This window comes from Ralstonia sp. SET104 (genome assembly GCF_003851545.1).
Lineage (GTDB): Bacteria > Pseudomonadota > Gammaproteobacteria > Burkholderiales > Burkholderiaceae > Ralstonia.
This window is the reverse complement of sequence record NZ_BHVX01000004.1, coordinates 1-14,430: the sequence shown is the minus strand read 5'-3', so window position 1 is coordinate 14,430 and position 14,430 is coordinate 1. Positions and strand designations below refer to the sequence as shown.

Below are 14,430 nucleotides of genomic sequence, written 5' to 3'. Positions count from 1 at the left end.
CGGATACTCACCGCCACCTCCTGCGGAGCTGGCGGTGAGTTCGTTTTGACACAATTTCAAATCATATTCAGGCGCCGCGCGTCGCCTGTTCGGAGCTGGGACACGTTAAGCAGGCACCGGCCCATGCGCTGGGTGCACGTGTTCGTTATCCAGGGAGTTTGATGTTCAATTTTTTGCTCAATCCGTGGCGCAAGTGGCGCGCTTCCCGGCACGCCAGCCATCAACTCGATGCCATCCTGGCGCAGTTCGAGCCCACGCGCAGTCTGGCCGAACGCAATGAATGGCTGATCGAGCTGGCGTACTGGCTGCGCCGTGCCGATCGGCCTGCGGGGGCCACATCAGAGTCATGGCGTTACGCGCGTCTGCGCTATCTGCTGCAGGTGCTGGAGAACAACCCGGAGCTGGCCGAGCGGGTCGGGCATACGCTGCGCAGCATCATGCAGGACAACGATCCGGTGTCGCTGCTGTGCGATACGGGGCTCTCGTCACGCTCCGGTTTCTGGGGTGAATTGGTTGACCGCTGGCAGGCGCGCTTCCTGCCGCCCGCGCCCAATCAGGCGCAGTTGTCCACGCTGTTCGCACTGCTGTTTGTTGGCCCGACCGATGCGCAATGGGTGGATGGCCTGGACGACGAACTGGTAACGCGTCTGCACACGCTCTTCCGTGCCGGCCTGAGCGATGAAGATGAAACGACAGGCCAGACACGGCTGGAACGCAGCTTGGGGCTGGGTATCCAGATCCTGATCAGCCAGGTGCGTGCGGCGGGCTTGTCGCGCGGTATCCGTATGCGCATGGACTATGCGGAAGTCACTGACTCGCCGTTCTACCGGTTGGCCGATGCCGCCAACGCCATCTTCCTTGAACGGCCGGACGAGGCGCCCGCCCGCCCCGAAGCCATGGGGCAGCAGCTCAACTACTTCCGTGCCGTGCTGGACCAATGCCGCATGGCCACGGCCAGCGTTTATCAGCATCTGGATGAGAACGGCGTTTCGGTTGAAGTCGTGTTCCAGGTCGAGCGCATGAAGGCGTGGCTGGGCCGTCTGGACTTGCTGCTCACCGCCTGGGCCGATGCGCGCGCCTCACGCCGCTTCGTGCATCTGACGGCCGAATTGGTTTCTGCCAGCCAGCACCGCCGAAGTGTCGGCTACCTGATCCGTTCCACTTTTGCCGATCTGGCACGCAAGGTGGTCGAGCGTTCCGCCGAGACCGGCGAGCACTACATCACCCGCGACGGCAAGGAATATGGCGCCATGGTGAAGGCGGCGGCCGGCGGCGGCCTCATCACGGTGGCCACGGTCTACATCAAGTTCTTCATTACCGCCGCGCATCTGAGCCGCGTGGCAGAAGGGTTTTTCGCGTCGATCAACTATGCGGTGAGCTTTCTTGGCATTCACTTCGCGCACTTCACGCTGGCGACCAAGCAGCCGGCGATGACAGCCCCCGCGCTGGCACATCGGATCGATCAGGTGAGCCGGCCCGAAGGGCTGGATCGCTTCGTTGACGACACCGTCGCCATGATCCGTTCCAACGCGGCGGCGATTGCCGGCAACCTCGTGGCAGTGGGGCCGGTGGCGTTCCTGGTGCAGTGGATGGCCGGGCGCTTTTTACATGCGAATCTGATCTCGCCGGAGAAGGCGGTGGCGACGATCGATTCGTTTTCGATTCTTGGCCTGACGCCGTTGTACGCAGCCTTCACAGGTGTGCTGCTGTGGGCATCGAGCCTGGCGGCAGGCTGGGCCGACAACTGGTTCGCGCTGCATCGCGTGGGCGATGTGATTGCCTACCACCGGCGCCTGCGCTTCATGGTGGGCGAGCGCGGCGCGCATCGCGTTGCAGACTTCTGGAAGCGCAATCTCTCGGGCATTGTCGCCAACGTGTCGCTGGGTTTTATGCTGGGGCTGGGGCCGGAGATCATCTCGTTCTTCGGGCCGCATCTGGAAGTGCGTCACGTCACACTGTCGACGGGTTCGGTGGCGACGGCCGTCGGTGTGCTGGGCTCGGATGTAATGCACACGGGCGCGTTCTGGCTGGCGGTGGCTGGCATCGCCCTGATGGGCGTGTTGAACGTCGCGGTGTCGTTTGCGCTGGCGTTTGGCATGGCGATGCGCTCGCGCAACCTGCGCAGGCTGGATCGCTGGCGCATTACGGGCGCGGTATTGCGACGGATCGTGCGTGACCCGCTGTGCCTGCTGGTGCCGCGCGCGCCGACTGCGAGCGCGCCGCCCGGCACCAGCACGCCGGCCTAATGCGTCACGGGTGTGGCAGGTGCGCCCAACTCGCTACGGAACGGAATGGACGGCTGCGCGCCCAGCCGGGTGACTGACACCGCCGCCGCGGCTTGTCCGAACTCAATGGCTACATCGGGTGCCGCATCTTCCGCCAGCGCCGCAGCCAGCGCACCGACAAACGTGTCGCCGGCGGCCGTGGTGTCGATGGCCTGCACGGTGGGCGCCGGCATTAGCAAGCGTGAGTGGGTATCCATGTAAGCAACGCCATGCGAGCCCAGCGTGACAATCACGTGCCGCGCACCTTGCGCGTGCAGATCTGCGGCAGCATCCAACGCGGCTTCGGGTGAATCGACAGGGCGGGCCGTCAGCAGTGCGGCTTCGGTCTCGTTCGGGATCAGATAATCGCAGGCCGCAATCCATGGCGTAGGCAACGGGCCGATGGCGGGCGCCGGGTTCAGGATGACGATCTTGCCCAACCGCTGGCCCAGCTTGAGCGCGCATTCCACCGCATCCGGTGGGGATTCCAACTGACAGACGATCACGCGTGCGCGCTCGAATGCGGAGCGCTGCGCTTCGATCATGGCCGGCGTCAGCAATTCGTTGGCGCCGGCCACAATGACGATGGTGTTCTGGCCGCTATTGGCCACGGTTACGCAAGCGATGCCAGTAGCGGCGCCAGCGTGCGCAGACACCATCGACGTCTCCACGCCCTCGCGGCGCAGGCCGTCGCGCAGTGCCGTGCCGTATGCGTCATCGCCGACGCATCCAAGCATGGCGACACGCGCGCCCAGGCGTGCAGCGGCCACGGCCTGGTTGGCACCCTTGCCACCTGGGATGGTTTCCAGCGCAGGCGCTGCAACCGTTTGCCCAGGACGCGGCAGGCGCGGTGTGCGGATCACGAGATCCATATTCAGGCTGCCGACGATCAGCACGTCGGCAGCAGGGTAGACAGGAGAGGCGGAAGGGTGCTTTGCCACGATGGCGGGACTACGTTGAAAGCGTGAAAGGAATGCAGGATCAGGCAGCGCGTGCCGGGCGCTCGGGCTCGGCGGTCGACTCGCGCAGCGATAGGCGCGGCGGCAGCACGATGCGGCGCGCGCGCGGTTCTTCCACGGGATGGCGCAAGGCGTTGTCACCGAGGTGTTCGAGCAGCGTTTGCGCGGTGGTCTCACCCAGTTGGCGGATCGACTGGCCAACGGTGGACAGCGCTGGATAGACGTAGCGACTGAGTTCGATGTCGTCAAAACCGATCACGGACAGCGCCTTGGGCACGGGAATGCCCAACTCGGCCGCGGCACGCAGCGCGCCGATGCCCATCAGATCATTGCCGGCAAAGATGGCGGTGGGCAGCTCACCTTCGGTCAGCAGTTGACGCGCGGCGCGGTAGCCGCCGGGGCTGGTGAAATCGCCTTCGGCAATGCGGGCGGAGGCCTCTGGCACGCCCGATTCGCGCAACGCACGATGGAAACCTGCCAGGCGCTCGGCCGTCACGCTCAGCGCCGACGGCCCGCTGATGCAGGCGATGCGGCGGTGGCCAAGGTCCAGCAGATGCTTGGTCGCCATGTAGGCGCCTTCTTCGTGATCGACTTGCACCTGATCGGCATGGATGCCTTCAGTCGGGCGGTCGACCATCACAACTGGCAGGGCCGATTCGCCGAGCGCCTCGATCAAAGCCGTGTCGGGCCCGGCACTGCTGACGATGATGCCGTCGACGCGCTTTTCCATCAGCACGCGCAGGTAGTCGCGCTGCTTGCGCGGGTCGTCATCGGAATTGCAAAGTATGACGCTGTAGCCGGCAGCCGCGCACACGTCTTCAATGCCGCGCGCCAGCTCCGCAAAGTACGGGTTGGTGGCGGTGGGCACGAGCACGCCGATGGTGCGCGTGGTGCGGTGCTTGAGCGAACGCGCCACGGCGCTGGGCACGTAGCGCGTGGCACGGATGGCCTCTTCCACGCGCTTGCGGGTCTCGGCGTTGACTGGCCTCGTGTTGTTGATGACGTGCGAGACGGTGGTGAACGAAACTCCGGCCAGTGCGGCCACGTCCTTGATGGTTGCCATGACGATCTCCTCGGTCTCTCAGTGTGGCTTGGTGCGGTTGCGGCGGGTGCGATAGGTATCCATGACCACGGCCGCGACAATGACCGCGCCCGTGATGATCCGTTTGGTGGGTTCGGAAGCGCCGATCTGTGCGAGGCCCGATTCGAGCACCGAGATGATCAGCACGCCGAACAGCGTGCGCGCGACCGACCCGCGTCCGCCCATCAGGCTCGTGCCGCCGATCACCACCGCAGCGATCACTTGCAGTTCCATGCCGACGCCGGCATTCGGGTCGGCCGCCTCCAGGCGCGACACCTGGAACAGCGCAGCCAGGCCCGAGAGCAGGCCCATCAGCGCGAACACCGCGATCTTGTAGGGGCGCGGGTTGACGCCCGCCAGCCGCACGGCTTCTTCATTGGTGCCGATGGCCACGAGGTAGCGCCCAAACACCGTGCGTACCAGTACGATCTGGCCAACGACCGTGATAACAATCGCAATCAGGAACGATGGCGCAATGCCTAGTGCGATCGGGTTGGCCAGCCAGTCGACCGCGCTGCCGATGTACACAGTGCGCGAATCGGTAAGGCTGTAGGCGAGGCCGCGCGCCATCTCCAGTACACCCAGCGACACGATGAATGAAGGGATGCCCCAGTGCACCGTCACCGCACCCGTGAGCGTGCCGGCTGCCGTTGCCAGGACGACGCCTGCCAATGCCGCCGGCAACAGGCCCCAGCCGAACTTGGTCATGGCAACCGACAGCACCGAAGCCGCCAGCGCCAGCACCGAGCCGACCGACAAATCAATGCCACCGATCATCAGAATGAAGGTCATGCCGACGGCCATGACCAGCAGGTCGGGAATTTCGTTGGCAATGGTCGTGAACGTGGGCGGCGAGAAGAATGTCGGCGAGAGTGTGCTGAACAACACCAGCATGGCGATCAACGCGGCCAGCAGCCCGCCGATTGCGCCAAGCGACATGCCCAGCGCGGCGCGCGTGCTGGCAGGCGCAGCGGGCGGCGTCGGAGACAGGGTGGAATCAGAGCGCATCTGCGGTCTCCGAAGACGAACTGAGGTTCGGTAACTCGGGTTCCGACTCACCGAACGCAGCGGCGAGCAGAGCGTCCTGGCTCCAGCCGTTGCGTTGAAAGATGTGCGTGAGCCGCCCAGCACGCATCACGCCGATGCGATCACACAACTGCATGAGTTCGCGCAAGTCGCTCGACACCACGACCAGCGCCTTGCCGCGCGCGGCCAGCGCATCGAGCAGCATGTAGATGTCAAACTTGGCGCCCACGTCCACGCCGCGCGTGGGTTCATCGAACAGCAGCACCGGGGTGTCGCGCTCCAGCCAGCGGGCAACCGCCACCTTTTGCTGATTGCCGCCAGAGAGCTCACCTACCGGTTGCTCCGGCCCCGCGCAACGGATGCGCATTGCGCTGATGTGCCGCTGCGCCAGCACACGCTCGCGCGCCGGTTGCAGCCAGCCGCGCGTCGTTACGCTTGGCATGTTGCCCAATGCAATGTTGGTGGCAATGGGCAAGCCGAGCATCAGGCCTTCGTCTTTGCGATCTTCTGTGAGCAGGCTGATACCGCGGCGCACCGCGTCGTTGGGGGAGTGGATGCGCGCCGGTGCCAGCGGCGTGCCGACTTCAATGGTGCCGGCATCCGCGCGGTCTGCGCCGAAGATCAGCCGCAGCAGTTCCGTGCGCCCCGCGCCGACCAGGCCCGCGATGCCAAAAATCTCGCCCGGTGCGACGTCGAAGCTCACGTCGCGCACAGCCGGCGCGCGCGTGAGACCGGTCACTCGCAGTGCGGGTGAAGCATCGCCATGCCAGGGCTTGCGTGCGGCACGTTCCGTTTCGGATGGGGCCGCCACGTCGCGTCCGACCATCGCCCGGATCAACGTTTCCTGCGTGACCGTGGCGGCCGGCGCATCGATGATCAACTGGCCGTCACGCAACACGGCGATGCGGTCAGCAACACGCGCCAGTTCGTCCAGGCGGTGCGATATATAGACGATCGCCACACCTTCGCGGCGCAGCGCGTCGATGCGCTCGAACAGCGTGGCGCTTTCGTGCGCGCTCAGCATCGCCGTCGGCTCGTCGAGGATCAGCACACGACACGCGCTGGCCAGAGCACGGGCAATCTCGATCATCTGACGGTGGCCGATGCCGAGCGTATGCACGGGCGTCCACGGGTCGAGCTTCAGGCCGACGCGCGCGAGTGCCTGCTCGGACCGGCGGTGCAGCGCGGCACGGTCAACAAAGCCGAGACGCCGCGGCAGGTCGCCAAGGAACAGGTTCTCAGCCACCGAAAGCGTCGGCACCATGCTCAGTTCCTGCAGCACCATGCGTACGCCCAGCGCTTCCGCCGCGCAGCGCGAGGCCGGTGCGTACAGCGTGCCAGCCAGTGTCATCGAGCCCGAAGTCGCCGTCTCCAGCCCGCAAAGGATCTTGGAGAGTGTGCTCTTGCCCGCGCCGTTCTCGCCCGTGAGCGCAAGCACCTCGCCCGCATGCACGTCGAGATCGATGTCTCGCAGCACGGGGGCGGCGTAGCGCTTGCTGACGTTGGAGATGCGCAGCAGTGGCGGGCGCGGTTCGTAAGCGGCAGACATGGCTGGCGGCGGCTTGCCCGTCTGTGGCGTTACGCGCGCGTAACGAGGTTGACCGGCGTCTCGACGACACCCGTCAGCTTCGCCTGCGGCGTTTTGGCAGCCAAGGCCTTCAGTGCGGTCTCGATACCGTAGACGGCCTGCTGATCGGCGTGCTGGTCTGCGGTGGCAATCACGCGTCCGTCAGCCAGCATGGCCTTGATGGCGTCGATGTTGTCATAGCCGCCAATCAGCACCTTGCCCAGCTTGCCCGCTGCGCGCACGGCAGACACGGCGCCAATTGCCATGTTGTCGTTACCGCACAGCAGCGCTTTCAGGCCTGGTTGCGAGCGCAGCATCGCGGCGGCCACCTTGTTGCCTTTGTCGATTTCCCATTCGCCCGATTGCACGCCCGCGATCTTCAGCTTGGCAGCCTCGGCGGCATCCTTGAAGCCGGCAGTGCGCTGCTGGGCGTTGGTGGTGGTCGGAATACCTTCGATAATGCCCACGGCGTCGCCCGGCTTGAGCGACTTGGCAACGAAGTCGCCCACCAGCCGCGCGCCCTTGCGGTTGTCCGGCCCAACGAAGGGCACGTTCAGGTCTTTCTCCTTGAGCGCAGCCGGGTCCAGCCGGTTGTCGATATTGATGACGAGGATGCCCGCGTCCACGGCTTTCTTGACCACCGGCACCAGCGCCTTGGAATCGGCCGGCGCCAGCACCAGCGCATCGACCTTCGATACGATCATTTGCTCAATCAGGCGGATCTGGCCGGTGGTGTCCGTCTCGTCGCGGATACCGTTGCACAGCAGCGTGTATTCGGCAGCGTGATCTTTCTGATGCTTGCGTGCGCCGGTCTCCATGGTCAGGAAGAACTCGTTGGCGAGCGATTTCATCACCAGCGCCACCTTGGGCGGCTGATTGGCGGCATGTGCAAGGGAAAACGGAAAGGGCAACGCAACAGCTACAACAGAACCCGCGCCAAGTTGCAGGGCGCGGCGACGGCGGATATCCATGGTGTCTCCTCCAGGAAGAGGCCTGTCTGGGGCGGATGGGTGCGAGCGTCGTTGCTTTGTCGTGCCGTCAGGGCTTTCTAAGGGCAATCGCGCCTCGCTCTTCGCAAACGTTTGCGTATTTAGGAGTCTCGGCTACCACGTAACAGAAGTCAACAAAATTGCGCTTTCCATCGCATAAGTAGAAACCCGTAGTGGCCATGCCGTCGCGGTCGGTTCGCAAGTCGCGCTGAAGGAGTGGCGTGATAGGCCCTATCCAACGTGGTGGATTGTTTTGGTCCACAATACGGCCTGCCGCGTGGCCACCCCATTCTTGGGGCGCTGCAAACCCCTTGCTGCGACGCGGAATCCCCCGACGCCTTAGTTGACTGATTTTGTCGGGTTCCTTTATACTTGAGCAAAATGATCAGGTATTTCCCCCGACGCCATGAGACTGACCACCAAAGGCCGCTTCGCGGTCACCGCCATGATTGACTTGGCGCTGCGCCAAGAGCAGGGCCCGGTCACGCTGGCCGGCATCAGCCAGCGTCAGAAGATTTCGCTGTCGTATCTGGAGCAGTTGTTCGGCAAACTGCGCCGCCACGAAATCGTGGAAAGCGTGCGTGGTCCGGGCGGTGGCTACAGCCTCGCGCGCCGTGCGGACGACGTCACCGTTGCAGACATCATCATCGCCGTGGACGAGCCCCTTGATGCCACCCAATGCGGCGGCAAGGGCAACTGCGGCGGCGAAGAGCACAGTGGTGGACACGCCGGCCGCTGCATGACGCACGACCTTTGGGCCACGCTCAACCAGAAGATGGTGGAGTACCTCGATTCCGTATCGCTGCAGAATCTGGTTGACCAGCAACGCGAGCGTCAGCCCGAAGTGATTCAAGACATGCGCGAAGCGCGTCCGGCCCGCCGTGAGCGCACGCCGACGCGTGCCCGCTCCCTCGACGCGCCCGCCACCGCATCGGTAGCGGCCGAGCCGGTCAAGCGCGCACCGCTGGTCAACTCCGTTTTCAGTCTGGCGCAGTCGTGACTGTGCCGGCGTGAGGTTCGGCCCTGAAGCCGCCCCACAAATAGAACATCGCCCCCCACACAAGGCAGACAAGATATGAGCACCCTGCAGCTTCCCATCTACATGGACTATTCCGCGACGACGCCGGTGGATCCGCGCGTGGTCGACAAGATGATTCCGTACCTGCGCGAGAGCTTCGGCAATCCGGCATCGCGCAGCCACCCGTTTGGCTGGGAGGCCGAGAAGGCCGTCGAGACCGCGCGCGAGCAAGTCGCCGCGCTGGTCAATGCAGACCCGCGCGAGATCGTGTGGACGTCGGGCGCGACCGAGTCGGACAACCTGGCGATCAAGGGCGCAGCCAATTTCTACAGCAGCAAGGGCAAGCACATCATCACCGTCAAGACCGAGCACAAGGCTGTGCTGGACACGACGCGTGAGCTGGAGCGCCAGGGCTTTGAAGTCACGTATCTGGACGTGAAGGACAACGGCCTGATCGATATCGAAGTCTTCAAGCAAGCCATCCGCCCGGACACCATTCTTGCGTCGGTGATGATGGTGAACAACGAGATCGGCGTCGTTCAGGACATCGAGCAACTTGGTGAGATCTGCCGCGAGAAGGGCGTGATTTTCCACGTGGATGCGGCGCAGGCCACGGGCAAGGTGGGCATTGACCTGCAGAAGCTGAAGGTCGATCTGATGTCGTTCTCGGCGCACAAGACATATGGCCCGAAGGGCATTGGCGCGCTGTATGTGCGCCGCAAGCCGCGTATCCGCATCGAAGCGCAGATGCACGGCGGTGGCCACGAGCGCGGTATGCGTTCGGGCACGCTGGCGACGCACCAGATCGTCGGCATGGGCGAAGCGTTCCGCATCGCCAAGGAAGAAATGGCGACCGAGAACGAGCGCGTCCGCATGCTGCGTGACCGCCTGTACCGCGGTCTGAACACGATGGAAGAGGTGTACGTGAACGGCGACATGGAACAGCGTGTGCCGCACAACCTGAACATCAGCTTCAACTTTGTGGAAGGCGAGTCGCTGATCATGGCGATCAAGGACGTTGCCGTGTCGTCAGGTTCGGCTTGTACGTCGGCCTCGCTGGAACCGTCCTACGTGCTGCGTGCGCTGGGCCGCAATGACGAACTGGCCCACAGCTCGATCCGCTTCACGGTCGGCCGCTTCACCACGGAAGAAGAGGTCGACTACGTGGTCGATCTGCTCAAGAACAAGATCGGCAAGCTGCGCGACCTGTCTCCGTTGTGGGAGATGTACAAGGACGGCGTGGATCTGAACAGCATTCAATGGGCGGCGCACTAAGCGCGGCGTTTGACGAATAACAGGCGCCCCCGCGCCAGCCAACGATTGAAAGAGGTGTGAAATGTCTTACAGCAACCAAGTTCTGGACCATTACGAAAACCCGCGCAACGTCGGCTCGTTCGAGAAGGGCGACGAGACGGTCGGCACCGGCATGGTTGGCGCGCCGGCCTGCGGCGACGTGATGAAGCTGCAGATCAAGGTCAACGAGCAGGGCGTGATTGAAGACGCAAAGTTCAAGACTTACGGCTGCGGCTCGGCGATCGCCTCGTCGTCGCTCGTGACGGAGTGGGTGAAGGGCAAGACGCTGGATCAGGCGCTGGAAATCCGCAACACGGCCATCGCTGAAGAGCTGGCCCTGCCGCCGGTGAAAATCCACTGCTCGATCCTGGCTGAAGACGCCATCAAGGCGGCCGTGGCCGACTACAAGGAAAAGCACGGCACTGCTGCCGAGCAGAAGGTTGCCTGAAGCCCATCGATTGGAAGGACGCAGCATGATCACTCTGACCGACAAGGCCGCGCAGCACGTCTCACGCTACCTGACCCGCCGTGGCAAGGGCGTGGGCCTGCGCGTGGGCGTGAAGACCACCGGTTGCTCGGGCCTGGCCTACAAGCTCGAATATGCGGATGAGATTGCCGCCGAAGACCAGGTCTTCGAATCCAACGGTGTCAAGGTGATCGTCGACCCGAAGAGCCTGCCGTACGTCGATGGCACCGAGTTGGACTACGCGCGCGAAGGGCTAAACGAAGGCTTCCGCTTCAACAACCCGAACGTGAAGGACGAGTGCGGTTGCGGCGAGTCGTTCCGCGTTTGAAGCAGCGTATTGTCGGTTTCGAGCGGGACGAGGATGGCCACTGGGTCGCCCGTCTCGCTTGCGGGCACGGCCAGCATATGCGCCACGATCCGCCCTGGCAGCAACGGCCCTGGACCGAAACCGAAGCAGGGCGCGCCAGTAAGATCGGCGTGATTGTGGAGTGCCTGAAGTGCGATCGGGGTGAGCCGGTCGGCTAGCAACACCAAGGCGGCGCGGCCGCTTTTTTTATTCATGAATCCTGGCCTGTCAGCGAACACCACGCATTTCTCCCTGTTTGGCTTGCCCGAGCACTTTGAGGTCAACGAAGACGCGTTGAACACCGCGTACCGGACCGTGCAGTCGCAGGCGCACCCGGATCGTTACGCTCATGCCGGTGACGCTGAGCGCCGTGTTGCCATGCAATGGGCCACACGCGCCAACGAGGCGTATCAGACGCTGCGTGATCCGCTGAAACGGGCGACATACTTGCTGCACCTGCGCGGTATCGACGTGCAGGCCGAAAACAATACGGCCATGCCGCCGGCGTTTCTGATGCAGCAGATGGAATGGCGCGAAGCGTTGGGCGATGCGAAGGCGGAGCGCAACGTTGATGCGCTGGACGACCTGCTCGGCATGCTGCGCAAGGAAAAATACGCGCGCTATCAGGCGCTGGCCGGCCTGCTCAACGGCGACAGTAACGACACCGCAGCGGCTGACGCCGTGCGCCAATTGATGTTCATCGAAAAGATCGAACGCGACACCGCTGAGGCCATCGACCGGCTGGAAGACTAGAACCCAGAATTTGCGACAATGTCGGGTTTGCCAAAGCCACGCCGTTCATCGCACTGGCAACCGCACCCGCGCAATCGAGACACCCCATGGCTTTACTGCAGATTTCCGAACCCGGCGAATCGCCCGCACCGCACCAGCGCCGTCTGGCGGTGGGCATCGACCTGGGCACGACCAACTCGCTGGTGGCCTCCGTGCGCAGCAGCGTGCCGGAAGTGTTGCCCGACGATCAGGGCCGCCCGTTGCTGCCGTCTGTGGTGCGCTATCTGCCCGCCGGCGGGGCGCACATCGGCTATAAGGCGCAAGCCGAATCTGTGCGCGATCCGAAGAACACCATCATCTCTGTCAAGCGCTTCATGGGCCGCGGTCTGAAGGACGTTGCACACATTGAGAACACGCCGTACGACTTTGTCGACGCGCCTGGCATGGTGCAGTTGAAGACCGTGGCCGGGGTGAAGAGTCCGGTGGAAGTGTCGGCGGAAATTCTCGCCACGCTGCGCCAGCGCGCGGAAGACACGCTCGGCGATGAACTGGTCGGCGCCGTCATTACCGTGCCGGCGTACTTTGATGACGCACAGCGCCAGGCCACCAAGGACGCCGCCAGGCTGGCCGGCCTGAACGTGCTGCGCCTGCTGAACGAGCCGACCGCCGCAGCGATCGCCTACGGCCTGGACAACGGCGCCGAGGGCATCTATGCCGTCTACGACCTGGGTGGCGGCACGTTCGATATCTCTGTGCTCAAGCTCACCAAGGGCGTATTCGAAGTGATGTCGACAGGCGGCGATTCCGCGCTCGGCGGCGACGATTTCGACCAGCGCATCGTGTGCTGGGTCGTCGAGCAAGCCGGCCTGCAGCCGCTCTCTGCCGAGGACACGCGCTTGCTGCTGAACAAGGCGCGTGCAGCCAAGGAGTGGCTCTCCACCGCTGACAGCACGGAGATCGACGCAATGCTTTCGACCGGCGAAACCGTGCACCTTGTGCTGACCGCCGAAACCTTTGCTGAGTTGACAGCTAATCTGGTGCAGAAAACGCTGTCGCCGGTGCGCCGTGCGCTGCGCGATGCCGGCGTTACGGTGGAAGATGTGAACGGTGTGGTGCTGGTGGGCGGCGCGACGCGCATGCCGATCATCCGCCGCGCTATCGGCCAACTGTTTGGTCGTACGCCGCTCACGAATCTCGATCCGGACCAGGTGGTCGCGATTGGCGCCGCCATGCAAGCCAATCTGCTGGCGGGCAACCGCGCACCGGGTGAAGACTGGCTGCTGCTCGACGTGATCCCGCTGTCGCTGGGTGTCGAGACGATGGGCGGCCTGGTCGAGAAGATCATCCCGCGCAACAGCACGATCCCCGTGGCGCGCGCGCAGGAGTTCACCACCTTCAAGGATGGCCAGACGGCCATGGCGATCCATGTGCTGCAAGGCGAACGTGAACTGGCGAGCGATTGCCGTTCGCTCGCGCGTTTCGAGCTGCGCGGCATTCCGCCGATGGTGGCTGGCGCCGCGCGCATCCGTGTGACGTATCAGGTGGATGCCGATGGCCTGCTGTCGGTGTCCGCGCGCGAGACTGTGTCGGGCGTGGAAGCATCCATCACCGTGAAGCCGTCGTATGGCCTGGGCGATGACGATGTCGCGCGCATGCTCCAGGAAGGCTTCCAATCCGCCGAAGACGACATGCGCCGCCGTGCGCTGGCCGAAGAGCGCGTCGAGGGCGAGCGCCTGCTCGAAGCGCTGACACAGGCGTTGGCGGCCGATGGTGATCTGCTCTCTTCGGACGAGCGCAGCGCCATCGACACCGAAATGGCCAAACTGCGCGCCACCATGCAGGGCGAAGACCACCGCGCCATCAAGGACGCCGTGGATGCGCTGTCGCACGGCACCGACGAATTCGCCGCGCGCCGCATGGACCGCGGCATCCGCAAGGCGTTGGCCGGCAAACGTATCGAGGAGCTCGGCTGATCGCCGGTCGCATCCCCGCAAACACACTTATCGAACGAGTCTCTTCATGCCACAAATCGTCGTCCTTCCTCACGTCGAATACTGCCCGGAAGGGGCTGTGATTGAAGCCAAGTCCGGCACAACCATCTGCGATGCGTTGCTGGACGCCGATATCGAGATCGAGCACGCGTGCGAAAAATCATGCGCCTGCACGACCTGCCACGTGATCGTGCGCGAAGGCTTCAACTCGCTGGATGAAGCGACTGAGAAAGAAGAAGACCTGCTCGACAAGGCTTGGGGGCTGGAGCCGAACTCGCGTCTGTCCTGTCAGGCCAAGGTGGCGGACGAAGACCTCACCGTCGAGATCCCGAAGTACACCATCAACCATGCCAAGGAGAACCACTAAGCCGCGCGGCTTGTGGTGGAGGGAGCCATCATGAAATGGAACGACATCACGCAGATTGCGGAAGCGCTGTACGACAAGTACCCCGACGTTGATCCGACACGCCTGAACTTCGTCGATCTGCACAATAAGGTCGTCACCCTGGAAGGCTTTGATGACGACCACAAGCGCGGTGGCGAGAAATTTCTCGAAGCGATCCAGCAGGCGTGGATTGATGAAGCGGAATAAGCGCAATGTTCTAAACGCGCATGAAAAAACCGGCCCGAAGGCCTAATGCCGTTCAGTTAAGACCTGAACGGCATTTTTGTTTTTAGGGCTTGGAGTTGTAAACAGA

The 14,430-nt window shown here is 63.7% G+C and carries 15 protein-coding genes; 10 read left to right on the top strand and 5 right to left on the bottom strand.

The window, feature by feature from the left end; genetic code table 11:
- Window positions 1-161 precede the first annotated feature (161 nt).
- On the top strand, window positions 162-2,246 hold the full coding sequence (locus tag PSUB009319_RS06480) for a site-specific recombinase (RefSeq protein ID WP_124381421.1): 2,085 nt from the start codon (window positions 162-164) through the stop codon (window positions 2,244-2,246).
- Here PSUB009319_RS06480 and rbsK read toward each other — a convergent pair.
- The 5 genes from rbsK to PSUB009319_RS06455 are packed head-to-tail and all read right to left on the bottom strand — an operon-like array spanning window position 2,243 to window position 7,868.
- On the bottom strand, window positions 2,243-3,208 hold the full coding sequence (gene rbsK, locus PSUB009319_RS06475; RefSeq protein WP_124381668.1) for a ribokinase: 966 nt from the start codon (window positions 3,206-3,208) through the stop codon (window positions 2,243-2,245). The genes PSUB009319_RS06480 and rbsK overlap by 4 nt on opposite strands.
- 37 nt (window positions 3,209-3,245) lie before the next feature.
- Window positions 3,246-4,286: a LacI family DNA-binding transcriptional regulator gene (locus PSUB009319_RS06470; RefSeq protein ID WP_124381420.1), complete on the bottom strand. Its 1,041-nt coding sequence runs from the start codon at window positions 4,284-4,286 to the stop codon at window positions 3,246-3,248.
- Window positions 4,287-4,304: 18 nt separating this feature from the next.
- On the bottom strand, window positions 4,305-5,312 hold the full coding sequence (locus PSUB009319_RS06465; RefSeq protein WP_124381419.1) for an ABC transporter permease: 1,008 nt from the start codon (window positions 5,310-5,312) through the stop codon (window positions 4,305-4,307).
- The gene (locus tag PSUB009319_RS06460) at window positions 5,302-6,879 is read right to left on the bottom strand and encodes a sugar ABC transporter ATP-binding protein (RefSeq protein ID WP_124381418.1); all 1,578 of its coding nucleotides are present in this window, start codon (window positions 6,877-6,879) and stop codon (window positions 5,302-5,304) included. The genes PSUB009319_RS06465 and PSUB009319_RS06460 overlap by 11 nt, the downstream gene beginning before the upstream one ends.
- A gap of 29 nt (window positions 6,880-6,908) precedes the next feature.
- Window positions 6,909-7,868 carry a sugar ABC transporter substrate-binding protein gene (locus PSUB009319_RS06455; RefSeq protein WP_124381417.1) on the bottom strand — a complete coding sequence of 320 codons (960 nt, stop codon included), beginning with the start codon at window positions 7,866-7,868 and terminating at the stop codon, window positions 6,909-6,911.
- A gap of 424 nt (window positions 7,869-8,292) precedes the next feature.
- Between PSUB009319_RS06455 and iscR the strand changes: the two genes are divergently transcribed.
- The 9 genes from iscR to iscX all read left to right on the top strand — a co-directional run bounded on the left by iscR (window position 8,293) and on the right by iscX (window position 14,324).
- Window positions 8,293-8,886, top strand: a complete 594-nt coding sequence (gene iscR / locus PSUB009319_RS06450) for a Fe-S cluster assembly transcriptional regulator IscR (RefSeq protein WP_124381416.1) — start codon at window positions 8,293-8,295, stop codon at window positions 8,884-8,886.
- A gap of 75 nt (window positions 8,887-8,961) precedes the next feature.
- The gene (locus PSUB009319_RS06445; RefSeq protein ID WP_124381415.1) at window positions 8,962-10,179 is read left to right on the top strand and encodes an IscS subfamily cysteine desulfurase; all 1,218 of its coding nucleotides are present in this window, start codon (window positions 8,962-8,964) and stop codon (window positions 10,177-10,179) included.
- 61 nt (window positions 10,180-10,240) lie between these two features.
- Window positions 10,241-10,645 carry a Fe-S cluster assembly scaffold IscU gene (gene iscU, locus PSUB009319_RS06440; protein WP_124381414.1) on the top strand — a complete coding sequence of 135 codons (405 nt, stop codon included), beginning with the start codon at window positions 10,241-10,243 and terminating at the stop codon, window positions 10,643-10,645.
- A 25-nt stretch (window positions 10,646-10,670) separates the two neighbouring features.
- Window positions 10,671-10,991, top strand: coding sequence for an iron-sulfur cluster assembly protein IscA (iscA, locus tag PSUB009319_RS06435; protein ID WP_124381413.1), 321 nt, complete (start codon window positions 10,671-10,673; stop codon window positions 10,989-10,991).
- On the top strand, window positions 10,988-11,188 hold the full coding sequence (locus PSUB009319_RS06430; protein ID WP_124381412.1) for a DUF3565 domain-containing protein: 201 nt from the start codon (window positions 10,988-10,990) through the stop codon (window positions 11,186-11,188). Before iscA ends, PSUB009319_RS06430 begins: the two co-directional genes overlap by 4 nt.
- A 34-nt stretch (window positions 11,189-11,222) precedes the next feature.
- Window positions 11,223-11,762, top strand: a complete 540-nt coding sequence (gene hscB / locus PSUB009319_RS06425) for a Fe-S protein assembly co-chaperone HscB (RefSeq protein WP_124381411.1) — start codon at window positions 11,223-11,225, stop codon at window positions 11,760-11,762.
- A gap of 86 nt (window positions 11,763-11,848) precedes the next feature.
- A complete protein-coding gene (gene hscA / locus PSUB009319_RS06420; protein ID WP_124381410.1) occupies window positions 11,849-13,714 on the top strand; it encodes a Fe-S protein assembly chaperone HscA in 1,866 nt (621 codons plus the stop codon).
- 46 nt (window positions 13,715-13,760) lie between these two features.
- Window positions 13,761-14,099, top strand: coding sequence for an ISC system 2Fe-2S type ferredoxin (fdx, locus tag PSUB009319_RS06415; RefSeq protein ID WP_124381409.1), 339 nt, complete (start codon window positions 13,761-13,763; stop codon window positions 14,097-14,099).
- Window positions 14,100-14,129: 30 nt separating this feature from the next.
- A complete protein-coding gene (iscX, locus tag PSUB009319_RS06410; protein ID WP_124381408.1) occupies window positions 14,130-14,324 on the top strand; it encodes a Fe-S cluster assembly protein IscX in 195 nt (64 codons plus the stop codon).
- Window positions 14,325-14,430: the final 106 nt, after the last annotated feature.

Bases quoted from the DNA above. Each gene is read 5' to 3' on its own strand.
- PSUB009319_RS06470 (WP_124381420.1), bottom strand. From the start codon at position 4,286: ATGGCAACCATCAAGGACGTGGCCGCACTGGCCGGAGTTTCGTTCACC.
- PSUB009319_RS06445 (WP_124381415.1), top strand. From the start codon at position 8,962: ATGAGCACCCTGCAGCTTCCCATCTACATGGACTATTCCGCGACGACG.
- hscA (WP_124381410.1), top strand. From the start codon at position 11,849: ATGGCTTTACTGCAGATTTCCGAACCCGGCGAATCGCCCGCACCGCAC.
- PSUB009319_RS06480 (WP_124381421.1), top strand. From the start codon at position 162: ATGTTCAATTTTTTGCTCAATCCGTGGCGCAAGTGGCGCGCTTCCCGG.
- iscA (WP_124381413.1), top strand. From the start codon at position 10,671: ATGATCACTCTGACCGACAAGGCCGCGCAGCACGTCTCACGCTACCTG.
- PSUB009319_RS06465 (WP_124381419.1), bottom strand. From the start codon at position 5,312: ATGCGCTCTGATTCCACCCTGTCTCCGACGCCGCCCGCTGCGCCTGCC.
- PSUB009319_RS06455 (WP_124381417.1), bottom strand. From the start codon at position 7,868: ATGGATATCCGCCGTCGCCGCGCCCTGCAACTTGGCGCGGGTTCTGTT.
- iscU (WP_124381414.1), top strand. From the start codon at position 10,241: ATGTCTTACAGCAACCAAGTTCTGGACCATTACGAAAACCCGCGCAAC.
- iscR (WP_124381416.1), top strand. From the start codon at position 8,293: ATGAGACTGACCACCAAAGGCCGCTTCGCGGTCACCGCCATGATTGAC.
- iscX (WP_124381408.1), top strand. From the start codon at position 14,130: ATGAAATGGAACGACATCACGCAGATTGCGGAAGCGCTGTACGACAAG.
- hscB (WP_124381411.1), top strand. From the start codon at position 11,223: ATGAATCCTGGCCTGTCAGCGAACACCACGCATTTCTCCCTGTTTGGC.
- fdx (WP_124381409.1), top strand. From the start codon at position 13,761: ATGCCACAAATCGTCGTCCTTCCTCACGTCGAATACTGCCCGGAAGGG.
- PSUB009319_RS06460 (WP_124381418.1), bottom strand. From the start codon at position 6,879: ATGTCTGCCGCTTACGAACCGCGCCCGCCACTGCTGCGCATCTCCAAC.